Below are 23,016 nucleotides of genomic sequence, written 5' to 3'. Positions count from 1 at the left end.
GCATGCTGAATATAGCGCAATGTGGCGAGAGACTCCTTTGGCAGAAAGCACCAGGAAGCTCACCTTAGGCCGCATGGATAGCGAGTTAGTGTGAGCTTAAATTATACTTTCAGAGCAACATTGAATAAAATAAACAGCTTATTTTAATTTTGTCTCTTCAGAAAGTGCCTTTTTAAGAGAGATCATCATAAAGATCAGTACGAATGCAAACGGGAAAGCTGCTATAATCGATGCAGTTTGCAATCCTTCTAATCCGCCGGTGTACAATAGTATCGATGAAGCTGCTGCGATAACGATACCCCAAATGAATTTAGTCATAGAAGTAGGATTCAATCGACCGTCACTTGTTTGCATACCTAGAACGAACGTAGCAGAATCAGCAGATGTAATGAAGAACGTACTGATTAAGAAAATGGCTAATAAGGACATGATCGTTCCGAACGGAAGATGTTCAAAAAGTGCGAAAAGAGCGACCTCTGTACCTTTGTCCGCAATGATCTTGTTTAGACCGACATTATTAAAAATTTCTAGATGCAAGGCTGCTCCGCCGAAAATAGAAAACCAAAGTGCACCAAAAACAGTCGGGACAAGCAATACACCCATGATAAATTCACGAATTGTTCTGCCTTTTGAAACACGAGCGATAAATGTACCAACGAATGGTGCCCATGCGATCCACCAAGCCCAATAAAAGACTGTCCAACCTTGAATCCAGCCTGCTTCACTAGGTCTGAAAGGACTTAGTTTTAAACTCATGCTTGGAAGGTATTGCAGGTAGTTCCCAAGAGATTGTACGAAAACATCCATGATGAAGTTTGTTGATGACGCAAAAAGCAAGAACGCCATTAACAGAACAGCTATAATAATGTTCAGGTTACTTAAGTATTTAATCCCTTTGTTTAATCCTGTTTGAGCAGAAAGCGTAAATAAGACAGTCACAATGCCAATGATGATCAATTGTGTCGTAAAGTTATTTGCAATGTTCGTTAAATAAGATACTCCACCGCTTATTTGGACAGCTCCAAGACCTAAGGAAGTTGCTACTCCAAAGATCGTTGCAAATACGGCGATTATATCAATCGTTTTACCAATTGGTCCATGAACTTTGTCACCTAATAAAGGAGTAAAGATTGAACTGATTAATCCAGGTGCACCTTTTCTAAATTTAAAATAAGCAAGTGACAACCCGATTAACGTGTATATCCCCCAAGGGTGCAATCCCCAATGAAAGAAGCTGTAACGAAGCGCAGCTTGAGCAGAGGCGGCATTTCCTCCTTCGCCTGATGGTGGAGTATAAAAATGGCTGATTGGCTCAGCTACACCCCAAAAGACCAGTCCTATACCCATACCAGCACTAAACAGCATAGCAAACCACGTGATAGTAGAGTATTCAGGTTTATCATCTGGTTCTCCAAGTTTAATTTTTCCGTACTTACTAAAAGCTAGATAAAGTACAAAAATCAAAAAGCTTGTAGCAGAAAGTAGATAGAACCAGCCGAATTTCTCTTGTAAGAAATTTTGAATGACGGTTGCCTTAGCTTGGAATTCGGTAGGAAATAAACTTCCTATGATAACAAAAACGACAGAAATTATTAGTGAAACGATAAAAACAGTATTTGGTTGTTTTTTCATTTCTTCACATCCTTTCATGATATGTATCCATTTTATTTTTCCCTAAGGGCCCGAAAGTTTACATTGTAGTAAAAATAAAATAGGAAGTCCAATCATATGATTGGGCTTCCTATAGCAAATTACCTATACTTTCCTTATTTTTTGGGGTAATAATACATTACTCTGCCGTTAAAAAGGTGAAGTTCTCCTTTTAGTTTTGATGCGATAAACTTACAGAACTCATTGGCCTTACCTTTGTCACCGTGAGTTGAAATATCGGTTAGGGTAAATTGTATGTAATGTTTTTCAAGATCTGAGTCACTTTCTTTTTCTGTTCCGATACCAACTAAAATATATTTATTTTTCCTTTGATCTAAACCTTTTAAATAAAACCATCGCCCGTCAGCTTCTGCTTTTTCCTCGATCGTATACGGAAACGCTGCATCTTCATAGCCCCATGATAATTGTTCACCTGTTTTAGTCGTGATGGAACGGTAATACAGCAGAAGGTCTTTCAGTTCATCTATTGTGATCACTTGTTTTTCAGATGCGGGAACAAGTTTTACATAGGCGCTTTGAGACATGTAATCCACTCCAATTTGTAATTTTTAACGTCATCCAAACATACTAATAGTATATCATATTTTAAGAAGATTTTGACAAATCGAGTTTGAAACTTCTTAAATTAGGGAATTACTCTTACATTCAATGACACTCTTATTAGTATAACTTATTTAATTCCAGTAATAGACGACCCGATCGATGAAAGAGGCAATCATACGAGGAGGGGTAATATGGAATGGTTTGAGAAATTGTATGACGAGAGTGAATCCGTTAATGTCAGGTTTGTAGGTTTTACTACAGATACTGTCAGGTATGATTTTGGTATTGTTTATACGAATATGTTCTTCGGTAAACCATTAGTAGTATGTATGCAAACGGGAAGATCGGCTTTATTGGACTCGAACGATATGCGGAATTTGGAATACATCAAACAGGTTTTTCATATTAAAACCCTTAAAGAAGCGGAAGATCTAGCACTATTTTTTGAAGAGGCTGTTCCTAATATCCATACCATTGAACAATATGATTAAATAGCATATTTTTTTAATGTGTTATACTAAATGTGTTGACAAAGTTAATGTGACATAATAATATAAGATTACAAACGTAAGCGCTTTCAAAATGTGAAGGGAGATGGAACGGATGGGAGTAATCATTTGCCAAACGTGTGAAACAACAATTGAACATTTTGAAGAGGAAAAAGTGACCACATTATATTCAAACACATGCCCGCATTGCCACGAGCAAACGAACTTAGATAAGTAAGAAAAAAAGAAGACCTCTTAAGGTCTTCTTTTTTTGAGAAAATCAGCGTATGGCAACTTGTTCTTGAATAACCTTCAAGTACTTTAAATCTGCATTTTCTGGACCTTGAACGGGTAGACCGGCTTCAAGGTTTTCTTTAATATAATCTAAGTTTTCTTTTGTGATGATTTCACCAGGAATGAAAATCGGTATTCCAGGGGGATAGACCATTACGAACTCTGCTATAATCCTGCCGGCAGATTCTTCAAACGGAACACTCTCTGTATTTGCGTAAAATGCATCACGTGGTGATAATGCAAGCACAGGAATATCTGGAACGTGTACAGGTATTGATTTGATCTCCTCATTCTTTGAATGGCTTAACTCATCAGAAAGTTGAGATAACGCTTGAACGAGTACCATTGTATCTTTTTCATGATCTGCCGTTGTAATCAAACAAAGGATGTTGTAGAGATCAGATAATTCCACTTCAATATTAAAGTTTTGACGAAGCCAAGTTTCCGCGTCATATCCTGTAATGCCTAAGTCTTTTACTGATATTAAAAGCTTTGATGGATCATAATCAAAAGTTGCAGATGTGCCAAGCTTCTCTTCACCTACACAGTATAGGTTAGGGATATCATTGATCTTTGCTCTCGTTTCATTAGCAAGTCGAATTGTTTTTTCAATTAGTGTATACCCTTCAGTAGCAAGACGGCGACGAGCCGCATCCAAAGAGGCAAGAAGGATATAGGATGTAGATGTCGTAGTCATCATACTTAGAATGGTTTGCACGCGTTCAGGTGAAACAAGACCTTCCCTCACGTTTAAAATGGAGCTTCCTGTCAATGACCCGCCCAGTTTATGAACGCTCGTTGCTGCCATGTCTGCTCCAGCTTGCATGGCAGATAGTGGCATGTGATCATGAAAGTGGATCAAAACACCGTGTGCTTCATCTACAAGTACAGGTACGTCAAATCGATGAGCAATATCGACGATTCCTTTTAAGTCAGCAGCGAAACCAAAATAAGTTGGGTTGATAACAAGCACAGCTTTTGTGTCTGGATGCTGATTTAAAGCCTTTTCTACACTGTCTGGTGTTATTCCGTGTGAGATCCCTAGTTCAGGATCGATCTCAGGGTGGATAAAGATTGGAGTTGCGCCTGAGAATACGATTGCTGTCATAATCGATTTATGAACGTTTCGTGGTACAAGAATCTTATCTCCTGGTGACACAACAGACATGATCATCGTCATGATGGCACCGCTTGTTCCTTGTACGGAAAAGAAAGTGTGATCCGCACCAAATGCTTGTGCAGCAAGTGCTTGTGCTTTTTTAATCATTCCTTTTGGATGATGCAGGTCATCTAGTGGTGTAATGTTAATAAGGTCGATTGATAATGCGTTCGGTCCAATAAAATCTTTAAATTCTTCATCCATTCCTTGCCCTTTTTTGTGACCAGGAATGTGAAACTGTAATGGGTTCTTGTTTGCATGTTCACGCAAACCAGTAAATAAAGGAGTTTCGTGTTGAGACAATGTATTCTACACCTCATCTATCGTTAACTGATAATAAATTTTATCTTTTTATAAAACAAAAGAAGTATAACAGAAAATGCATGAAGATGTAAGTAAATGATTTAATTTTCAAGGAGGAAATGAGTTGAACACTAGACTAACAGAACTATTACAAATTAAGTTTCCAATTATTCAAGGAGGGCTCGCATATCTGGCATATTCTGAACTTGCTTCAGCCGTTTCTAACGCGGGTGGTTTAGGTCAGATTACAGCTATGTCATTAGCAGATTCAAAGTCATTAAAGTCTGAAATTCAGAAGACAAAAAAATTAACCTCAAACCCTTTTGGAGTTAATTTTGCAATCGGACAGCATGGTAGGCCATATGAAGACATGCTTGAGACTGCAATTGAAGAAGGTGTAAAGGTAATCAGTGTAACGGGAGGCAATCCAGCACCAGTATTAGAGCGACTAAGAGATACAGGTATTCAAACATTAGTCCTTGTATCAAGTGTCAGACAAGCTATAAAAGCAGAACAATTAGGCGCGGATGCTGTAATGGCGGTAGGTCAAGAAGGCGGTGGCCATATCGGAAAGGATGACACGGGTACAATTGTGTTAATTCCTGGAGTAGTTGAAAATGTTTCGATCCCAGTAATCGCCTCTGGAGGAATCGGGGATGGAAAAGGACTGATGGCAGCGCTTGCTCTAGGAGCGGAAGGTGTTGAGATGGGTACAAGATTTATAGCTACAAAAGAATGTGTTCATGCACATTCAGCATATAAAAAACTTGTAGTTGAAAGTTCAGAACTAGATACGGTGGTTATTAAAAGAACGCTAGGGGCCCCCGGCAGAACGCTCAGAACAGATTTCACACTCAACATTTTAAAAGAAGAAGGTTTGGGTGGAACGTACGATCAAATAAAGGATTACATTAGTGGTGCGGCCAATCAAAAATTTATTCATGAAGGAAAAAGTGGAGAAGGCTTTGGGTGGGCTGGACAAATTATCGGAAGGATTAAAGATATACCTTCAGTAGAAGAATTATTCAATAGGATGAATACGGAAGCTGAAACCATTAAACAAAGATTAAACAACCTATTCTAACACTTTTCTAACAATGATGATACTTACCCATACATTTCTGTTGTACGGCAATATACTAGTGGTAAGAAGCAGCGTATTCTCTGCTTCCTGCCACTTTTTTTCATTACAGTTTTTTCTTTAATTCGTATAGGGGTAAAAGCGTCTTAAACGTTTCATCAATTCGTTCGTACCAGTCATTCTCACTCATGTTTGACGCTTCGTCTCTTTCAATGCGAACGCCACAAAGCAATTCAGCTTTTTTCACAGTGCTAAGACGGCTTGCCATTTCTTCTAGTCGTTCCTTTTTAACCTCACGATGTGGAAAACTATCCGGCTTCATATGATCATCAGACCATACGAAATCGTTAGGTATGTTCTTCTTAATCTTGTTTAGGTTCTTAAGGATCAATTGGCCATATGCATTCTTTATTGGTGCTTCGTAAATGAGCGCGAACCACAGAAATACATGTGATTCCCAAAGTCCTATTTGAAAATGTGGCAACATTTTATATCCTCTTTTGTTAGGTGCAAAGGCTACCCAAGTATCCTTTGGAGGATTTACAGTCCTTCTTGCATGTTTTGCTACATGAAAGAACATTTCTTCTCCAGTAAGAACAGTAAGTTCTTCTGCATATTTATTACCTAAGGACTCAAGTTTTGGCCGAATCTGGCTGATGATTTGCTCCATACGCTCATCAAGACCTTGCGTTTGGAAAACATTGAAGTCTGAATCATTAAATCCGTTAAATGTCATTTGAAAAATCCTCCTGATGATCAAGTGCTACAAAGAATTTTACCATACGAAAAGCTTTATAAAAAAATGTTTGCATTAGATTCCGCAAAGTGCCGTTTCCATATACATGGTTGCTTCATAAAATGAAGAAAAGAAGAAAACGAAAAGAAAGGATGTGCCCGTGAAATGAAACAAGTAATGAACACTTTAAAAAGAACGGATGCAGAAAGAAGAATTCCAGTATTAAAACTTGAGATTGATTATGAACTAGCTACTTTGTTTGATGCTTTAAAAGCGAAAGATCAAAAACAGATCAACGAATCGAAGCGTAAGCTCGAACGATTAAGGCTGGAGCTCGTGAGATTAGAAGCATGATCCAAGCTGATAGCGGATAACAAAAACGAATCCATCATGAACGGATGGTTCGTTTTTTTGTGAAGAGAATGAAATTGCCTTATACTATAGTAAAGGTAAGGAGTGAAAACATGACGAACGAAGAAATGATAACCATAGAGAAACACATGAAGACATGGACACTTGAAGCCGCACAGCTCTTAAAAGATTCTTTTCAGAGCACATTAACGATTACATATAAATCTCATATCGCAGATCTAGTCACGGATATGGATAAGAGTATTGAGAAATTTTTTATTAATAAGATACAACAAACCTTCCCAGACCATAAAGTACTTGGGGAAGAAGGCTTTGGAGATGAGATAAAAGGGAATTCCAATGGTGTCATTTGGATTATTGACCCGATCGATGGCACAACAAATTTTATCCATCAACAAGCTAATTTTGCGATTTCAATTGGAGTTTATGAAGATGGAATCGGAAAACTAGGATTGATATATGATGTGGAGGGAAGTAACCTTTATTTTGCTAAAGATGGTGAAGGTGCTTATTTAAACGATAAGAAATTACCGAAATTAGAGGAAGTCACTTTATCAGAATCTGTTGTTGGTGTTAATGCAACGTGGGCGGGTCCGAACAGACGAATCAATCACGAGCATGTCCAACAGATCATCAGAAAATCTAGAGGGACTCGATCATACGGCTCTGCTGCAATTGAACTTGCTTATGTTGCATCAGGAAGACTCGATGCCTATATGACACTTCGACTTTCCCCGTGGGATTTCGCAGCAGGTTTAATTCTTTTAAATGAAGTAGGTGGGATTGTAAGCAGAACGGATGGAGAACCTGTACAGCTTCTTGAACAAAACAGTATTCTCGCTGCAAAGCCAGGGTTGCATAAAGAAATATTAGACCACTTATTATAAAGCGCAACGCAAAAAAGAGAACGTCCGATTAGGAACGTTCTCTTTGCTTCTTTTTAAGAGTAAACCCGTATCCCATAAGAAAAAATACAGAAACGGTCGATATAAGAAAGATCAACCAGCTTTTTTCACCAATAGCTATTCCAATGCCACATATTGCAAATGCCGTTAGTAGAGCTATAAAAAAGAAAATGATATTCATGATGACCTCCAAGCCAAAAACTTGTCTATACTGTATAAGTGTACCGAATTTACATAAAAAGAAAAAGCCTTTCTGTAAATTTGTGATATAATAGTCAAGTTGAACAAAAAATGATAAGAAAAAGAGATAGGATATAAGGAGAGAATACACTTGAATAGAAGAGATGATTTACGCAATATAGCAATTATTGCCCACGTTGACCATGGTAAAACGACATTGGTGGACAAATTGCTACATCAGTCAGGAACTTTCCGTGACAATGAACAAGTTAATGAACGTGCTATGGATTCCAATGCTTTAGAACGTGAGCGTGGAATTACAATTCTAGCTAAAAATACAGCGATTAATTATAACGAGAAACGCATTAACATCATGGACACTCCAGGACATGCCGATTTCGGTGGTGAAGTAGAACGTATCATGAAAATGGTTGATGGTGTTCTACTTGTTGTAGATGCATATGAAGGTTGTATGCCGCAAACGCGTTTTGTTTTGAAAAAAGCGCTAGAGCAAAAGTTAACGCCAATCGTAGTTGTAAACAAAATTGACCGTGACTTTGCACGCCCAGAAGAAGTAGTAGACGAAGTAATCGATCTATTCATTGAACTAGGTGCTGAAGAAGATCAATTAGAATTCCCTGTTGTTTATGCATCTGCGCTTAAAGGAACAGCTTCAATGGATCCTAGCAAGCAAGATGAAGATATGACAGCTCTTCTTGATACAATTATTGACACGATTCCTGCTCCAGAAGATAACAGCGCTGAGCCACTTCAGTTCCAAGTTACGATGCTTGATTACAACGACTACCTTGGACGTATCGGTATTGGTCGTGTATTCCGTGGAACGATTAAAGTTGGTCAAGCCGTTTCATTAATGAAGCTTGATGGATCAGTTAAAAAGTTCCGTGTTACAAAGCTGTTTGGTTTCTTAGGTTTGAAACGTATTGAGATCAATGAAGCAAAAGCTGGAGACTTAATCGCTGTATCTGGAATGGAAGAGATCAACGTTGGGGAAACAGTTTGTCCTGAAGGTCAAGAAGAAGCACTTCCTGTTCTTCGTATCGATGAGCCAACATTGAAGATGACTTTCTTAGTTAACAACTCACCGTTCGCTGGTCGTGAAGGAAAATATGTAACAAGCCGTAAAATTGAAGAGCGCTTAATGTCTGAGCTTGAAACTGATGTAAGTCTTCGTGTTGAAAACACGGATTCTCCAGATGTTTGGACAGTTTCTGGTCGTGGTGAACTTCACCTTTCAATCTTGATTGAAAACCTTCGCCGTGAAGGATTTGAACTTCAAGTATCAAAGCCAGAAGTAATCGTTCGTGAAATTGATGGCGTTAAATGTGAGCCAGTTGAACATGTTCAAATTGACATTCCTGAAGAGTACACAGGTGCGATCATGGAATCTTTAGGAGACCGTAAAGGTGAAATGAAGAACATGGTGAACAACGGTTCTGGTCAAGTGCGTCTTGAGTTCATGGTACCTGCTCGTGGTTTGATCGGTTATACGACTGAATTCTTAACACAAACACGCGGATACGGAATCTTAAACCACACGTTCGACAGCTATCAGCCTATGGTTGCTGGAAACGTTGGTGGACGTCGTCAAGGTGTACTGGTTTCAATGGAAAACGGAAAAGCATCTCAATACGGAATCATGGGTGTTGAAGACCGTGGTACGATCTTTATTGAGCCAGGAACAGAAGTATACACGGGTATGATCGTTGGGGAACACACTCGTGAGAATGATATTACGGTTAACATCGTAAAAGTGAAGCAGATGACAAATATGCGTTCTGCGAACAAAGACCAAACGGTTAGCATGAAGAAGCCTCGTATCATGTCATTAGAAGAAGCGTTAGAATACTTGAACGATGACGAGTATTGTGAAGTAACACCTGAAAGCATTCGTCTTCGTAAAAAAGTACTTGATAAGAACGAGCGTGAAAGAGTAGAAAAGAAAAAGAAACTTGCTCAAGGCTAAACGTATTTCTTAACAAAACGATCGGGAGTGGGAATCGTGGAGGAACAAGAAATCATGAAAGCGACAGGGGAAGATTCATCCTCCATGGCATTGCTGCTAGGAATTGAAAACGACCCTGTCAGAGCTTTTCTGCTGTTGTATCTCATCATAACAGTGTTAAGTATCGTTGTTTTTAAGTTAGGTTTTGCAAAAAAACTGCCGCCGCTAAAAGCGATAGTCATCTATTTGTTTTTGATTATCGGATGTCTGCCACTAGCATTTTTCGGCATCGGTTTGCCTGTTGCTGAAGGTTTGATGGTAGCCGCACTCATCTTGATCATCTATAAAGTCCGGCTTCATCAGAGCAAGAAAGAAAAAAGCTGATTGGGGGTTCATTATGCAACTTGTTGACGCTCTATCCAATTGGTTGAGCATTAAGAAAGTACATGAAGAGAGACCCCGAGACCAAGCAGCTAAGGAGACTTTTGAGTTTTTTACTGAGATTCTCACAGAGGATCATCATGTAAACATTTCTACTGTATCGACTTCAGGTCCGTTTTACGTCGTTTTGTATGAAGTTAACGGCATTGAAAACTCCGAAAAGTTTTTTATCGATAGTATCGATGCTTTATATGAAGGAATTCAAAGTGAACCAAGATTTAACGAGGAGTACTGATTAATCAGTACTCCTTTTTTTGTTTAGGAGTGTAACAAAATAAGCTATGATTATCGCGAAGAGTATATGGCCGAGTAGCCAAATGATAAAAGGTAAGGTTACTGGGGCTGAGAATGGCTTTTCAACAGCTAGGTGGTACAGAGGAAAAAATGTAAAAGACATGATCACATTTATGATTAACGAAATCTGATAGGGATGAGAATAAATTCTGCAGAACAGATCTACGAATGCAATCAAAATGATCGCTATGATAATATGAAGAACAAATTGAAAAGGTTCATTATAGATAATGGAATCAGGAAGAGGCAGGAAATCAATATTTAATAAGAATGTGTAAAGATTCAATCCAAATAACACTTCAGGAACGTAAAAAAAACAAGCCAGCAGAATGCCGGCAAGGGAACCAAATAAAATCCATGAAATAATTCTTATGTTATTACCAATCATTGTTTGTATCCGGACTTCGATATAATGTGAAATTACCGGTAGCTTCACGCTGAGCGGTTTTTCGCGTTATGCGTTCTCTGCAAGATTCGCACATAAACGTGTGTATGGGACGGTTTCTTAATTTTTTTGCAAGTGAGCATTCATTTTCAATTACTTCGATCGTATCGCATAATACGCATTTTACACGCATCGTATTTCACCTCTTTCAAATAGTATACCATAAAGAAATTGGAAAATTAAACGAACGATGCTTGGGATGCGAGTAGAGAGTAATGTAACGGATCGTTTTTGATAAAAAGCAATGTACGTATCCCTGGGGTGAACAAAATTAACCGAGTGTCTTTCTTTAGCGAACACATATCGTTTTTTACGAGGTAATTTGTATTTTATCCGTAGAAAGCAGTCTTAATTACGAGGTAATTCTGATTAATTACGAGTATAAAATTTTTTATCCGATTTTCGACAAAACATCTGTGTTTAACAAGTGTAAAAAAGACTCATGAGCTAAGGCGCTATGAGTCTTTTTTACATATCTCAAAAAATCACGTTTCATTCAATCGTTGAGGCTGATTTTTATCTGATTTTTCTTGTTTTTGTTGTTGGTTTTTAAGCTCTTGTTGTTCTCTTTCTGATAATTGACTATCGTTTGTTTCTGTTGGAGATGGCTTTTTCGTTTGTATACTGTGAGGTACTTGTGGCATCAGACGTCCAACGATCCCTGCAAGCTCCTTCATAATTCCGCCGATTGGATGACCTTGTCGGATTTGTTTACCCATCTGACGAAGTCTTTCTACCGTATCAGGATCAGCTGTAACGAGTGCATTCTTTCCATTTGGATCGTTTTTTAGAGATTCTGCTACTGAATACTTTATAGAACCAACCTTTGAATTATCAAGCTTGCGATCTACATCTATCCCTACTACTGCATATGGGCCTAATACTACTGCAGTTGCATCTTCAACGCCTGGAATACCAGTTGCGAGACCTACAAGGTGTCTCGATATTTCTTGAGATCCTTTTGGCTGGTGAGGCTTCTTACTATTTGCAGTTTGGTTGACTTTAGTAAGCCTCGGAGTGTTTTGGTCATTTTGAGCGTTATCATTATTATTGTTCATGCAGCCAAAAAGTACGAATATAGCACTAAGAACGGCTACGATACGAAATATTTTCAATGACATTCATCCTTCCAGTTCATTTTCCTTATTTTTTGTACATTCTTCTAACTTTATTCCTTTGTACATACATTTTTAATAGGCAGTCCATAAAGACGCTAAATGAACAATGACTAGAACACATTAAGTCAGGAGGCTGAATGTTGAATAAACGATACGTCCTAGATACGAACGTGCTGTTGCAGGATCCATACTCCATACAATCCTTTGGAGATAGTGAAGTGATCATTCCTGCAGTCGTGTTAGAAGAAGTGGATTCAAAGAAACGTTATATGGACGAAATTGGAAGAAATGCACGTGAGGTTTCTCGTTTGATCGATAGAGTCAGACAAAAAGGACAGCTTCATAAAGGAGTTCCTCTAGAAAATGGAGGTACCCTTCGAGTAGAACTCAACCATAAATCCTTTAAAAGGCTTCAGGAAACCTTTGTTGAACAAACAAACGATAACCGAATACTGGCAGTTACCTTAAACCTAAAACAAGAAGAAGAAGAGAAGAAAAGCGGAATAAAAGTTATACTTGTTTCAAAAGATGTGCTCGTCCGAGTAAAAGCTGACGCACTTGGAATAGAAGCTGAAGATTTTCTGAGCGATCGCGTTATAGACAAGAATGATCAAACGTACACAGGCTATAAAGAAATTTATGTACAAGGTGATCTGTTGAATAAATTTTATGAAAAAAATGAACTTCAACTGATCGAGTTGACAGGTCACTCATTTCATCCTCACCAATTTGTAATCTTAAAGGATGTGTTCAGATCTTCGGTTTCTGCTCTTGGAAAAGTTGATGAATTCGGTAAGACGTTAAAGCCGCTTCGATATGATTCAGAACAAATATGGGGAATTCGAGCAAGAAATGTTCAGCAAAAGATGGCGTTTGAGTTACTTCTCAGAAAAGATTTGCCACTCGTAACTCTGATCGGTAAAGCTGGAACTGGAAAAACACTGATAACGCTCGCTGCAGCACTTCTTCAAACAGAGGATTTGAAAGATTATATCAAGCTCTTTATTGCTCGACCGATCGTTCCGGTCGGAAAAGATATCGGCTATCTGCCAGGGGAAAAAGAAGAAAAATTAAAACCGTGGATGCAACCTGTCTATGACAACTTAGAATATTTATTTAATACAAAAAAATCAGGTGAACTGGAAAAGATTTTAGCTGGTATCGGTTCAATTCATGTTGAAGCACTGACTTATATTCGAGGAAGAAGTTTGCCGGACCAATTTATCATCATAGATGAAGCGCAAAATTTAACGAAGCATGAAGTAAAGACCATTTTAACACGTGTCGGAGAAGGCAGTAAGATCGTTCTCTTAGGAGATCCTCAACAGATCGATCATCCGTATTTAGATGAATTTACTAACGGATTAACGTATGTAGTAGAGAAATTTAAAGATCAAGCATTGAGTGGGCATGTTCGCTTAGAAAAAGGAGAACGTTCATCGCTAGCTCAGATTGCTGCAGATCTATTATAAAGTTGTGTGGTCATTAAAAAAGACAGCCCAATTATGAGCTGTCTACATTTTCAATTAAAGAATCGTTACTGCTGAAATGTGTTTGATCGGATTTTCTTTGTTGCGACCATCACCAAAATAAAAATGTACAGGGCCGTCTTCTTTTAGCGGTTTTCCACTGTTAGAAAAAGCAAAGTATCCGTTTTGTGCTTCCTCAAGTGTGATCTCAACGCTACCGTCCCCTGACTCAAGCCTAACTTTTTCTGCGTCAGGGAGCGGTTGTGCATTATAGATAAAATAGGATAGAGAAATTGCAAATGAACTTGATAATAATGTTTCTTTTAAAGTGGTTTTTGAACTTTTTTTCTTTTGCTCTTGCTCTGAAGGGGGAACGGCACCCTCTTGTAATTCGCGGTCCCAATGTGCAGACACTTCTTTTAAGTATTTTTCTTGCTCGTTTTCCTTCGATTTATCTAAATCGAACAATGTGTGTAAATCCTCTTTTCTATCATCAAAAATCCATACTCCTGGATCTAATGTAAGGGGATAGTTTACTTTTCCGTTTAATGCAACGATGAACTCCATATAAACCTCCTTGAATTTGAAAACGCTATAAAAAGCATAGCACGATTATAAGAATACTGTAATATGTTGATTTTTTTTATGCAAACCTTTATATTTAAAGGTAGAAATCGTGTCGAACGGAGGGATGATCATTGTCAGCTGAGATGGCAACTGGACATCGGGAAAGGGCATTTGAACTATTAAAAGCAGATGCAGACAAAATCCTGAAACTAATTGAAGTTCAAATGGAAAACTTAACAATGCCACAATGTCCCCTCTATGAGGAAGTATTGGATACGCAAATGTTTGGTTTATCCCGTGAAATAGATTTTGCAGTCCGTTTAAACCTGGTCGAAGAAGAAGCAGGTAAGAAATTATTAGAATCACTTGAAAAGCAGTTAACTGCTTTGCACGATGCCTCAATGAAAAAATGATCGACACCCAGTCCGAGAATGTAAATTGGACTGGATTTTTTTATATATATAACTAAGTTTGTATTTTAATAATAGGCTGTTTTCGTAAATTTTATTGCTTTTGAGCTTTTGGTCCTGTCGTCTTAAGGAAGTCACTCTTGCTACTATGTCTTCAACATGATGTGTTCGCAGTAAGCTTCTTTGTCTGAGGGCTTACAAGAAGTTTCTAATGTGGTAGTCACCCACCATCCACTCCACACAACTGTTCAAAGATGACTTTGAAAATGAAAAGCAACTATTCTGTAGGTTAAAGCCTATTCAAAAACAAGATAAAACCTTCGAAATAGTATAAGAAGCTGAAGCTGTAGTGTTGTATCATAAATAAAAAAGGTTTATGTGATACAATATCTAATAATTATAAAGATGCAGTTTCAAGACTTCAGAAGAGAGGAGAAAGGTGAACAACGTGAAAAAAGCAGTAAGACCCTATGACTATTCTTTGATAGTAGCCGTACTATTATTGTGCAGTGCTGGATTAGTCATGATCTACAGCGCGAGTATAGGGGTAACGATCAATAAATACGATTACAGCAGTAGCTTTTTCTTTTCGAGACAACTTGTCTTTCTGCTAGTTGGGATAGGACTCATGTATTTTACCATGAGGTTCAATATACAAATCTACAAAAAGTTAATGATGCCTATCGTCGTCTTTTCAATTCTCATATTGATATTTGTCTTATTGTTCGGACGAGAAGTGAACAATGCAAAAAGTTGGCTATACATAGGTCCGATCGGTATTCAGCCTGCTGAATTTATTAAGCTAACACTAGCTATCTACTTAGCGGCAATCTATTCAAAGAAACAAGGGAAGATGCAAGATTTCAAAAAAGGAGTCATCCCTCCACTAACGATTTTCGCCATCATGTTTCTATTGATATTGAGACAGCCAGATTTAGGGACAGGCATTATCGTTTCAGGTGTTGCTGGAGTTATTCTGTTCTGTTCAGGTATAAAGTTTAAACATATTTTTTCAATGGCAGCTTTAGCGGGTATCGTAGGGTTAGGTATATTCCTTCGTTTAACCCCAGAACAACTTTCCCGTTTCGATGCAGCTTATGCACCCTTCAAAAATCCTGCGGGCGACGGTTATCAGCTCGTTAATGGATATATTTCTATCGCTGCGGGTGGAATGACAGGATCAGGTCTAGGTGAGAGTATTCAGAAATATGGATTCCTCCCAGAACCACATACGGATTTTATAATTGCCATCATCGCAGAAGAACTAGGTTTTATTGGAGTATTTTTGATCATCGCCTTGTTAGGGTATATCGTTTTAAAAGGATTTTATATAGGTATGCAAAGTAATGATACATATTCAAGCTTATTAGCTTTTGGTATCGCTGGAATGATAGGTATTCAAACAGTGGTCAATCTAGGTGCAGCAGTAGGGTTATTGCCGATTACTGGTGTTCCGTTACCATTTATTTCGTATGGGGGCTCATCCCTTCTTTTGTTTCTAACATCGATGGGGATTCTTATAAATATTTCTGCAAAAGTAAATCTGAACAAGAAAGTCCCAGATAAAAAGCCCGAAGTAAACAGAAAGATAAAAGCTATCATGTAACGGTAAAAGGAGAGGAACTTGTATGAGTAGAAAAATCAGCAAAGTCTTAGTAGCAAATCGTGGGGAAATTGCAATTCGGATTTTCAGAGCTTGTACCGAACTAGATATACGAACAGTAGCTATTTATTCGAAAGAAGATACGGGATCTTATCATCGTTATAAAGCGGATGAGGCTTATCTAGTAGGCGAAGGAAAGAAACCGATCGATGCTTATCTGGATATTGAAGGTATTATCGAGATTGCAAAAGCAAATGGTATCGACGCAGTTCATCCTGGATATGGTTTTTTATCAGAGAACAAGGAATTTGCAGAACGCTGTAGTGAAGAAGGCATCATTTTTATAGGACCGAACGAAAAACATCTTGATGTATTCGGGGATAAGGTTAAAGCTAGACAAGCTGCTATTGATGCTAACATTCCAGTAATTCCAGGTAGTGATGGACCTGTTAACAGTCTTTCAGAAGTGAGAGACTTTGCTCTAAGTAATGGTTTTCCAATCATCATCAAGGCATCTATGGGTGGCGGTGGACGCGGAATGCGTATCGTCAGAAGTGAAAACTCCCTTGCAGAAAGTTACGATCGTGCTAAATCAGAAGCAAAAGCCGCGTTTGGTAAAGATGAAGTATATGTTGAAAAATTTGTAGAAAACCCAAAACATATTGAAGTACAAATACTCGGAGATCATGAAGGGAACTTAGTGCATTTATATGAGCGTGACTGTTCTGTACAAAGAAGGCACCAAAAAGTAGTCGAAGTTGCACCAAGCGTCTCGCTATCTGATGAGCTTCGTCATGATATCTGTAAATCAGCTGTATCGTTGATGGAGCATGTAGGGTATATCAATGCAGGTACCGTTGAGTATCTAGTAACGCCAGACGGCAAATTTTATTTCATAGAAGTAAATCCGCGCGTTCAGGTGGAGCACACGATTACTGAGATGGTCACTGGAATCGATATTGTCCAATCGCAAATCCTTATCGCAGAAGGATACCCGTTGCATGGAAAAGAGATTGGAATTCCAAAGCAAGAAGATATTTATTGTCATGGCTATGCGATCCAATCGCGAGTAACGACAGAAGATCCTTCTAATCAGTTCATGCCTGACACTGGTAAGATCATGGCGTATCGTTCAGGTGGAGGTTTTGGAGTTCGATTGGATGCTGGTAATGGATTCCAAGGTGCGATTATCACTCCTTTCTATGATTCTTTACTCGTTAAAGTGTCTACGTGGGCTTTATCTTATGAGCAAGCAGCATCTAAAATGTTAAGAAACTTAAAAGAGTTTCGTATTCGTGGGATTAAAACAAATATTGCTTTCCTTGAGAACGTTGTAACACACCAGAAGTTTTTATCAGGTGATTATGATACTTCTTTCATTGATACAAGCAGTGAACTCTTCGTCTTTCCTAAGCGTAAAGATAGAGGAACGAAGATGCTTTCCTATATTGGTGCAACAACAATTAATGGTTTCCCGGGACTTGCTAAGCAGGAGAAACCTAATTTTGCTAAACCTCGTATTCCAAAAATAAAGCACTCAGAACCGATTCCGAATGGAACGAAGCAATTGTTAGACGCTGAGGGGCCAGAAGCTGTGTCTCGCTGGATAAAGGATCAAAAGAAACTCTTACTTACGGATACAACCTTCCGAGATGGTCACCAATCATTGCTAGCAACTCGCGTTCGTACGAATGACCTTTTGCACATTGCTGAACCGACCGCAAGATTATGGCCAGAAATGTTCTCACTTGAAATGTGGGGAGGAGCAACGTTTGATGTTTCTTATCGTTTCCTTAATGAAGATCCATGGGACCGCTTGATTAAGCTGAGAGAAAAAGCTCCGAACGTGTTGTTTCAAATGTTACTTAGAGCTTCAAACGCAGTAGGTTACAAAAACTATCCAGATAATGTCGTTGAAGAGTTCGTTAAAAAGTCAGCAATGGCAGGAATCGATGTGTTCCGAATCTTTGATAGCCTAAACTGGGTGGAAGGAATGAAAGTGGCAATCAGAGCTGTTCGTGAGACAGGAAAAATTGCCGAAGCAGCCATCTGCTATACAGGAGATATTTTAGACCCGAACCGTACGAAATATGATCTGAAATATTATGTGAATCTCGCGAAAGAACTTGAAGCGGAAGGAGCACATATACTAGCTATTAAAGATATGGCAGGACTATTAAAACCTCAAGCTGCTTATGACTTAGTATCAGCGCTTAAGCAAGCGGTCGAAATTCCGATCCATCTTCATACGCATGACACGAGTGGTAACGGAATCTATACTTACGCAAAAGCAGCTGAAGCAGGTGTTGATATCGTAGACGTTGCTGTAAGTTCTATGGCGGGTCAGACATCTCAGCCTAGTGCAAATTCACTCTACTACGCGTTAGCAGGGAACGAAAGACAGCCAGATTTAAACATTGATCATGTTAAAGATCTATCTTCTTATTGGGAAGATATCAGAAAATATTACTCAGGGTTCGAAAGCAATTCGGCTGCACCAGATCCGGAAGTTTATGAGCATGAGATGCCAGGCGGGCAGTTTAGTAATCTTCAGCAGCAAGCAAAGGCAGTCGGTCTTGGAGACCGCTGGGATGAAGTCAAACAGATGTATCGTAGAGTGAATGATATGTTTGGCGATGTGGTTAAAGTTACACCATCTTCAAAAGTTGTAGGTGACATGGCTCTATATATGGTTCAGAACAACTTAACGGAAGATGATGTTTATGATCGAGGAGATTCATTAGATTTTCCTGACTCTGTTGTAGAATTCTTTCAAGGGTACCTGGGGCAGCCGTACGAAGGTTTTCCTAAAGAGTTGCAGCGTATCATCTTAAAAGGAAGAGAACCTTTGTCAGAGCGGCCAGGGGAGCTTTTAGAAGCTGCTGATTTTAATGACATTAAGGAAACGTTATTCCATAAGATCAATCGCCAAGTAACAAGTTTTGATGTTTTGGCGTATGCGCTATATCCAAAAGTATTCTTAGATCGTGAAAAGATGTATTCACAATTCGGTGATATCTCAGTTCTTGATACGCCAACATTCTTTTATGGAATGAAGCTAGGGGAAGAGATTGAAGTCGAAATTGAACAAGGTAAGACTTTAATCGTGAAGCTCGTTTCAATCGGTGAAGCACAGAATGATGGATCTAGAGTACTTTACTTTGAACTTAACGGTCAATCGCGTGAGATCGTAGTAATCGATGAAAGTGCAAAAGTAACCGTATCTGCTAAACAAAAAGTAGATCCTTCAAACCCAGCTCAAATTGGTGCAAGTATGCCAGGAACGGTGATAAAGGTTTTAGTTGAACAAGGAGAAAAGGTTAAAAAAGGTGATCATCTGATGATAACTGAAGCCATGAAGATGGAAACAACCGTTCAAGCTCCATTCGATGGAACCGTTAAGGAGATCTCTGTTCAAAACGGAGAAGGAATCGCTGCTGGGGATCTGTTGATAGAATTGATTAAGTAAAAATAAAAAAACCAAGGTGCAAAACGTGCACCTTGGTTTTTTATTTATTTTCGATATACGATCAATGCTAAGTAACTTAAGGTTCCAAATAGGAAGGATATGATCAATCCGTGACCAAGAGCCACGAACAGATTTAAATTGGTATATACGATCAATGCTCCAGATACACCTTGGAGAATGACGAAAAGTAGAGCGAACTGAAATCCTTTTGTGACTACTTTCTGATCGCTATAGTACTTTTTAGCGTGGTACCAGGCATATACGATCCAAATAAACAGGACGATAGCTGCAATTCGGTGCAACAGATGAATGCTTGCTTGAGATCCTATCGTTGCGAATATGGTTCCGTTACATAAAGGGAACTCCGGACCACAGCCCATGCTCGAACCTGTATGCCTTACGAGCGCACCCGTGTATACAACAGCATACAGATAAGCGAATAACCAATAGATGTTCTTTTTAAATGCGGGTGATACTTTTGCAATAAATGGACGATCAGGATCTTCAAAAGAAAGAATCGCTATCAAGAGAACGCTCGCGAACGAAACTAGTGAAAAGCCGAAATGAGATGCAAGAACGGCTGAAGATTGGCTCCAAATTACTGCAGCGGCTCCTAAAAGTCCTTGAAGGATAATAAAGAATACAGCTGATCCAGCTAATATCTTTATTTCTTTTCTATGTGGTTCTCGTCTCCAAGCCCAAATCGCGAGTATGATAACGAGCAGCCCAAGCCATGCTGATACAAACCGATGACTTACTTCAATAATGGTTTCAAGTTTTGGTGCAGTAGGTAAGATTTCTCCATAACAGAGAGGCCATGAGTTACCGCATCCGTCACCTGAGCCAGTTTTTGTTACAACAGCTCCCATCAGTAATACGAGCAACATACCTAGTGAAGTAATAATAGAATAAATTTGATAAAATCTTTTCAAATCAATCACCTGCTTTTTTTGTCCTATAACCGTTCACAAATTTGTAATATTTTCAACAAGTATTACAGACACCCACATCGTACAAATAATATAAGATACTGTCTATATTAGTCGAAGTATACAAAGCACTATATTTGTTTTATAATGTTAGAGGACATTTTCTTTATATATCACTATCCTATCATATAGGTAAAACGTTCTACTTTACATATTGTGAACAGATGAAGACATTTTTTTACCGTTGATTTTAGAGTCAAGCCCATATAGAATGAATGAGGGCTTAAATAACAGCAAAAGCAAGATTTGGAACATTTTACTCTAAAAGGAGGTGTATCTGTTGAGCAAAACTCCAACTGCATATGAAGTCGCTAACAAAGTAATGGAACCCGGACCTCTATCTGAAGCGAACCCTACAGGCACCTGGAAAGATTTTTTGACCATCGCGAAGCTCGGGATCGTTATGAGTAACTTGATTACAACATTTGCTGGATTCTTTCTAGCTTTAAAATATAACAATCATTTGTTCTCTGACAAGATTGGTGCTTTAGTTCTTTGTATTCTGGGTGCGGCACTAGTTATCGCTGGTGGCTGTTGCTTGAATAACTATATTGATAGAGATATAGACCAGCTGATGGAACGTACCATTGAGCGCCCGACAGTTACGGGCAGGATCAGTGCGAATCAAGTACTTTGGGTAGGTATTAGTCTTTCCGCAATCGGAACAGTTATGCTTGCGATGACTACCTTAACGGCAGCGGTAATGGGGTTGATCGGACTTTTCGTATATGTTGTCGTTTACACGATGTGGCTGAAACGAACTCATTCTATTAATACCGTTGTTGGGGGAATATCTGGGGCAGTACCGCCTTTAATCGGTTGGGCAGCTGTAGATGCTAACCTTCATTGGGTGGCATGGATTTTATTCTTAATCATGTTTTTATGGCAACCGCCACATTTTTTGGCGCTTGCGATGAAAAGATGTGAAGATTATCGAAAAGCGGGAATTCCGATGCTTCCTGTTGTATCTGGCTTCGCATTAACGAAGCGTCAGATGATCTGGTATGTAGCTGCATTACTTCCTGTGTCTCTTTACCTGTTCGAATTTGGTATCGTCTACTTGATCTTGGCTGCTGTGTTAGGAACAGGTTGGCTGATTCTAGCATTATCAGGCTTAAAGACAAAGGATGACATGAAATGGGCTCGTATGATGTTCGTTTATTCGTTGAATTATATGACCATTATGTTTGTTGCGATGATCTTAGTGAACATATAGATTTTATACTGGAACAGCGCGATCGTGCTGTTCCTATAATCGCCTTTACATAAAAGGGCTTTCATAAAAAAAGTATAGATGAAGGCTGATCGTTTGTAATCACTCTTAAGAGTGAACCTGTTATATAAAGAAAAAAGTTTAAATTTTTCGTAAGATCTACTTTTGCTATTTCCATTCAAATAACATATTTATTTGAATTGAATAGATAGAACATTCAGTCAAAACAGACTACAACGAGAAAGTGGGGTATATGTAGTGATGAAAAAATGGCTACAAAAAGGGCGTTTTCTTTCCTTATTTGCCATGTTGGCTCTTCTTTTGATGGGGTGCGGAGATCCGACTCTATCAACTTTGATTCCGCAAGGTGAAGTTGCTGACAAACAGTTCCAGCTGATGCTGATCTCTATTAGTATTATGATTCTGGTTCTGGTGGTAGTTTTCGTTCTTTATGCATTCGTATTATTGAAGTTTAGAAAGAAAAAAGGTGACAATTCTACACCTAAGCAAGTGGAAGGTAACCACATGCTTGAACTATTATGGACAGTTATTCCAATTCTTTTGCTTATTATCTTAGCTGTACCAACTGTTATGAGAACGTTTGAATTCTCTGCAGATGCAAAACCAGCTTCAAAGAACGAGTTAAGCATAAAGGTTACTGGACACCAATATTGGTGGGAGTTTGAGTATCCGAAAGAAGAATTGATCACTTCTCAGGAATTGGTTCTTCCGGCAGATACGAAAGTACACGTTGAATTATCATCTGCTGATGTTATTCACTCATTCTGGATTCCTTCACTAGCTGGTAAGACAGATACAAACCCTGGTGATAAAAACAAGAACTATATGTGGTTTGATACGGGAAGTCAGACAGACGTAGTGTACAAAGGGAAGTGTGCTGAACTTTGTGGTGCATCCCATGCTTTGATGGACTTTAAAGTAAGAGTTGTTTCTAAAGAAGACTACAAGAACTGGGTTGCGGGCTATAAAGCGGCTGACGACAAATCTTCTGCTAATGCTGATGGACAACAAGTCTTTGAAAAGAACTGTTTATCTTGTCACGCTGTTGGACAAAACGGCGGGAACACAGGACCTAGCTTAACTGGTTTTGGGGATAAAGACCGTGTAGCAGGTATCTTAGAACATGATAAAGAAAATCTGAAAAAGTGGATCAAGGACCCTCAAGAAGTTAAACCAGGCAACAACATGCCTAAAGTAAATCTTTCTGACGAGGAAATTGATGCCGTTTCGGATTACTTGTTAGGTCTTAAATTGAAATAGTCTTAAGCATTGCAAAAAA

Annotated in this window: 24 protein-coding genes; 14 read left to right on the top strand and 10 right to left on the bottom strand. The window is 38.7% G+C overall.

The window, feature by feature from the left end:
- Window positions 1–138 precede the first annotated feature (138 nt).
- A complete protein-coding gene (locus IHV12_RS14015) occupies window positions 139–1,632 on the bottom strand; it encodes a glycine betaine uptake BCCT transporter (protein WP_197191218.1) in 1,494 nt (497 codons plus the stop codon).
- Window positions 1,633–1,766: 134 nt separating this feature from the next.
- On the bottom strand, window positions 1,767–2,195 hold the full coding sequence (locus tag IHV12_RS14010; RefSeq protein WP_197127607.1) for a DUF1885 family protein: 429 nt from the start codon (window positions 2,193–2,195) through the stop codon (window positions 1,767–1,769).
- 210 nt (window positions 2,196–2,405) lie between these two features.
- Here IHV12_RS14010 and IHV12_RS14005 point away from each other — a divergent pair, with 210 nt between their 5' ends.
- Together IHV12_RS14005 and IHV12_RS14000 are read left to right on the top strand one after the other, a co-directional pair.
- Window positions 2,406–2,705 carry a DUF3055 domain-containing protein gene (locus tag IHV12_RS14005; protein WP_197127608.1) on the top strand — a complete coding sequence of 100 codons (300 nt, stop codon included), beginning with the start codon at window positions 2,406–2,408 and terminating at the stop codon, window positions 2,703–2,705.
- 112 nt (window positions 2,706–2,817) lie between these two features.
- On the top strand, window positions 2,818–2,940 hold the full coding sequence (locus tag IHV12_RS14000; protein ID WP_082861350.1) for a GapA-binding peptide SR1P: 123 nt from the start codon (window positions 2,818–2,820) through the stop codon (window positions 2,938–2,940).
- A gap of 42 nt (window positions 2,941–2,982) precedes the next feature.
- Here IHV12_RS14000 and IHV12_RS13995 read toward each other — a convergent pair whose 3' ends face one another.
- Entirely contained in the window at window positions 2,983–4,458 is a 1,476-nt protein-coding gene (locus IHV12_RS13995; protein WP_191755264.1) for an aminotransferase class I/II-fold pyridoxal phosphate-dependent enzyme, read from the bottom strand.
- 124 nt (window positions 4,459–4,582) lie between these two features.
- On the opposite strand from IHV12_RS13995, the gene IHV12_RS13990 reads away from it, so the two are divergent.
- Window positions 4,583–5,542 (top strand): NAD(P)H-dependent flavin oxidoreductase, encoded by a 960-nt coding sequence (locus tag IHV12_RS13990; protein ID WP_197191217.1) that lies wholly within the window; start codon window positions 4,583–4,585, stop codon window positions 5,540–5,542.
- 103 nt (window positions 5,543–5,645) lie between these two features.
- Here IHV12_RS13990 and IHV12_RS13985 read toward each other — a convergent pair whose 3' ends face one another.
- Complete coding sequence (locus tag IHV12_RS13985; protein ID WP_197127610.1) at window positions 5,646–6,275, bottom strand: YktB family protein; 630 nt, start codon at window positions 6,273–6,275, stop codon at window positions 5,646–5,648.
- Window positions 6,276–6,440: 165 nt separating this feature from the next.
- Here IHV12_RS13985 and IHV12_RS13980 point away from each other — a divergent pair, with 165 nt between their 5' ends.
- The gene (locus tag IHV12_RS13980; protein ID WP_066393326.1) at window positions 6,441–6,629 is read left to right on the top strand and encodes a hypothetical protein; all 189 of its coding nucleotides are present in this window, start codon (window positions 6,441–6,443) and stop codon (window positions 6,627–6,629) included.
- Window positions 6,630–6,739: 110 nt separating this feature from the next.
- Complete coding sequence (locus tag IHV12_RS13975; protein WP_197127611.1) at window positions 6,740–7,534, top strand: inositol monophosphatase family protein; 795 nt, start codon at window positions 6,740–6,742, stop codon at window positions 7,532–7,534.
- Window positions 7,535–7,562: 28 nt separating this feature from the next.
- On the opposite strand, the gene IHV12_RS13970 is transcribed toward IHV12_RS13975, so the two are convergent.
- Entirely contained in the window at window positions 7,563–7,733 is a 171-nt protein-coding gene (locus tag IHV12_RS13970) for a DUF5325 family protein (protein ID WP_231618129.1), read from the bottom strand.
- 150 nt (window positions 7,734–7,883) lie between these two features.
- On the opposite strand from IHV12_RS13970, the gene typA reads away from it, so the two are divergent.
- From typA to IHV12_RS13955, 3 genes are all read left to right on the top strand, one after another.
- Window positions 7,884–9,719, top strand: coding sequence for a translational GTPase TypA (gene typA, locus IHV12_RS13965; RefSeq protein ID WP_191755268.1), 1,836 nt, complete (start codon window positions 7,884–7,886; stop codon window positions 9,717–9,719).
- A gap of 84 nt (window positions 9,720–9,803) precedes the next feature.
- Window positions 9,804–10,082: a YlaH-like family protein gene (locus IHV12_RS13960; RefSeq protein ID WP_231619466.1), complete on the top strand. Its 279-nt coding sequence runs from the start codon at window positions 9,804–9,806 to the stop codon at window positions 10,080–10,082.
- 13 nt (window positions 10,083–10,095) lie between these two features.
- Window positions 10,096–10,374 carry a hypothetical protein gene (locus IHV12_RS13955; protein ID WP_197127612.1) on the top strand — a complete coding sequence of 93 codons (279 nt, stop codon included), beginning with the start codon at window positions 10,096–10,098 and terminating at the stop codon, window positions 10,372–10,374.
- Here the strand turns inward: IHV12_RS13955 and IHV12_RS13950 are convergent, their stop codons facing one another.
- The 3 genes from IHV12_RS13950 to IHV12_RS13940 all read right to left on the bottom strand — a co-directional run bounded on the left by IHV12_RS13950 (window position 10,375) and on the right by IHV12_RS13940 (window position 11,993).
- Window positions 10,375–10,821 (bottom strand): hypothetical protein, encoded by a 447-nt coding sequence (locus IHV12_RS13950; RefSeq protein WP_197191216.1) that lies wholly within the window; start codon window positions 10,819–10,821, stop codon window positions 10,375–10,377. It abuts the gene before it with no gap.
- Window positions 10,811–11,011, bottom strand: coding sequence for a YlaI family protein (locus tag IHV12_RS13945; protein ID WP_197127614.1), 201 nt, complete (start codon window positions 11,009–11,011; stop codon window positions 10,811–10,813). The genes IHV12_RS13950 and IHV12_RS13945 overlap by 11 nt, the downstream gene beginning before the upstream one ends.
- 352 nt (window positions 11,012–11,363) lie before the next feature.
- Window positions 11,364–11,993 carry a YhcN/YlaJ family sporulation lipoprotein gene (locus IHV12_RS13940; RefSeq protein ID WP_231618130.1) on the bottom strand — a complete coding sequence of 210 codons (630 nt, stop codon included), beginning with the start codon at window positions 11,991–11,993 and terminating at the stop codon, window positions 11,364–11,366.
- Window positions 11,994–12,133: 140 nt separating this feature from the next.
- Here IHV12_RS13940 and IHV12_RS13935 point away from each other — a divergent pair, with 140 nt between their 5' ends.
- Window positions 12,134–13,468 (top strand): PhoH family protein, encoded by a 1,335-nt coding sequence (locus IHV12_RS13935; RefSeq protein WP_197127616.1) that lies wholly within the window; start codon window positions 12,134–12,136, stop codon window positions 13,466–13,468.
- A gap of 54 nt (window positions 13,469–13,522) precedes the next feature.
- Here IHV12_RS13935 and IHV12_RS13930 read toward each other — a convergent pair whose 3' ends face one another.
- A complete protein-coding gene (locus IHV12_RS13930) occupies window positions 13,523–14,032 on the bottom strand; it encodes a peptidyl-prolyl cis-trans isomerase (RefSeq protein ID WP_197127617.1) in 510 nt (169 codons plus the stop codon).
- Between the two features lie 143 nt (window positions 14,033–14,175).
- Between IHV12_RS13930 and IHV12_RS13925 the strand changes: the two genes are divergently transcribed.
- From IHV12_RS13925 to pyc, 3 genes are all read left to right on the top strand, one after another.
- A complete protein-coding gene (locus IHV12_RS13925) occupies window positions 14,176–14,445 on the top strand; it encodes a YlaN family protein (protein ID WP_370568668.1) in 270 nt (89 codons plus the stop codon).
- A 436-nt stretch (window positions 14,446–14,881) separates the two neighbouring features.
- Complete coding sequence (gene ftsW / locus IHV12_RS13920) at window positions 14,882–16,048, top strand: putative lipid II flippase FtsW (protein WP_197127619.1); 1,167 nt, start codon at window positions 14,882–14,884, stop codon at window positions 16,046–16,048.
- A gap of 22 nt (window positions 16,049–16,070) precedes the next feature.
- Complete coding sequence (gene pyc, locus IHV12_RS13915) at window positions 16,071–19,514, top strand: pyruvate carboxylase (RefSeq protein WP_197191215.1); 3,444 nt, start codon at window positions 16,071–16,073, stop codon at window positions 19,512–19,514.
- A gap of 44 nt (window positions 19,515–19,558) precedes the next feature.
- Here the strand turns inward: pyc and IHV12_RS13910 are convergent, their stop codons facing one another.
- Entirely contained in the window at window positions 19,559–20,446 is an 888-nt protein-coding gene (locus tag IHV12_RS13910; RefSeq protein WP_231620740.1) for a COX15/CtaA family protein, read from the bottom strand.
- Between the two features lie 379 nt (window positions 20,447–20,825).
- Here IHV12_RS13910 and cyoE point away from each other — a divergent pair, with 379 nt between their 5' ends.
- Together cyoE and coxB are read left to right on the top strand one after the other, a co-directional pair.
- The gene (cyoE, locus tag IHV12_RS13905; RefSeq protein ID WP_197191353.1) at window positions 20,826–21,719 is read left to right on the top strand and encodes a heme o synthase; all 894 of its coding nucleotides are present in this window, start codon (window positions 20,826–20,828) and stop codon (window positions 21,717–21,719) included.
- A 258-nt stretch (window positions 21,720–21,977) separates the two neighbouring features.
- On the top strand, window positions 21,978–22,997 hold the full coding sequence (coxB, locus tag IHV12_RS13900; protein WP_137789773.1) for a cytochrome c oxidase subunit II: 1,020 nt from the start codon (window positions 21,978–21,980) through the stop codon (window positions 22,995–22,997).
- Window positions 22,998–23,016: the final 19 nt, after the last annotated feature.

It is taken from the genome of Fictibacillus sp. 7GRE50, assembly GCF_015903875.1.
Taxonomy (GTDB): domain Bacteria; phylum Bacillota; class Bacilli; order Bacillales; family Fictibacillaceae; genus Fictibacillus; species Fictibacillus phosphorivorans.
This window is presented reverse-complemented; position numbering and strand designations above follow the sequence as displayed.

Coding starts and splice junctions, on each gene's coding strand:
- IHV12_RS14015 (WP_197191218.1), bottom strand. CDS start 1,632: ATGAAAAAACAACCAAATACTGTTTTTATCGTTTCACTAATAATTTCT.
- IHV12_RS14010 (WP_197127607.1), bottom strand. CDS start 2,195: ATGTCTCAAAGCGCCTATGTAAAACTTGTTCCCGCATCTGAAAAACAA.
- IHV12_RS14005 (WP_197127608.1), top strand. CDS start 2,406: ATGGAATGGTTTGAGAAATTGTATGACGAGAGTGAATCCGTTAATGTC.
- IHV12_RS14000 (WP_082861350.1), top strand. CDS start 2,818: ATGGGAGTAATCATTTGCCAAACGTGTGAAACAACAATTGAACATTTT.
- IHV12_RS13985 (WP_197127610.1), bottom strand. CDS start 6,275: ATGACATTTAACGGATTTAATGATTCAGACTTCAATGTTTTCCAAACG.
- IHV12_RS13980 (WP_066393326.1), top strand. CDS start 6,441: ATGAAACAAGTAATGAACACTTTAAAAAGAACGGATGCAGAAAGAAGA.
- IHV12_RS13975 (WP_197127611.1), top strand. CDS start 6,740: ATGACGAACGAAGAAATGATAACCATAGAGAAACACATGAAGACATGG.
- IHV12_RS13970 (WP_231618129.1), bottom strand. CDS start 7,733: ATGAATATCATTTTCTTTTTTATAGCTCTACTAACGGCATTTGCAATA.
- IHV12_RS13960 (WP_231619466.1), top strand. CDS start 9,804: ATGGCATTGCTGCTAGGAATTGAAAACGACCCTGTCAGAGCTTTTCTG.
- IHV12_RS13955 (WP_197127612.1), top strand. CDS start 10,096: ATGCAACTTGTTGACGCTCTATCCAATTGGTTGAGCATTAAGAAAGTA.
- IHV12_RS13950 (WP_197191216.1), bottom strand. CDS start 10,821: ATGATTGGTAATAACATAAGAATTATTTCATGGATTTTATTTGGTTCC.
- IHV12_RS13945 (WP_197127614.1), bottom strand. CDS start 11,011: ATGCGTGTAAAATGCGTATTATGCGATACGATCGAAGTAATTGAAAAT.
- IHV12_RS13935 (WP_197127616.1), top strand. CDS start 12,134: ATGTTGAATAAACGATACGTCCTAGATACGAACGTGCTGTTGCAGGAT.
- IHV12_RS13930 (WP_197127617.1), bottom strand. CDS start 14,032: ATGGAGTTCATCGTTGCATTAAACGGAAAAGTAAACTATCCCCTTACA.
- IHV12_RS13925 (WP_370568668.1), top strand. CDS start 14,176: ATGGCAACTGGACATCGGGAAAGGGCATTTGAACTATTAAAAGCAGAT.
- pyc (WP_197191215.1), top strand. CDS start 16,071: ATGAGTAGAAAAATCAGCAAAGTCTTAGTAGCAAATCGTGGGGAAATT.
- cyoE (WP_197191353.1), top strand. CDS start 20,826: ATGGAACCCGGACCTCTATCTGAAGCGAACCCTACAGGCACCTGGAAA.
- coxB (WP_137789773.1), top strand. CDS start 21,978: ATGAAAAAATGGCTACAAAAAGGGCGTTTTCTTTCCTTATTTGCCATG.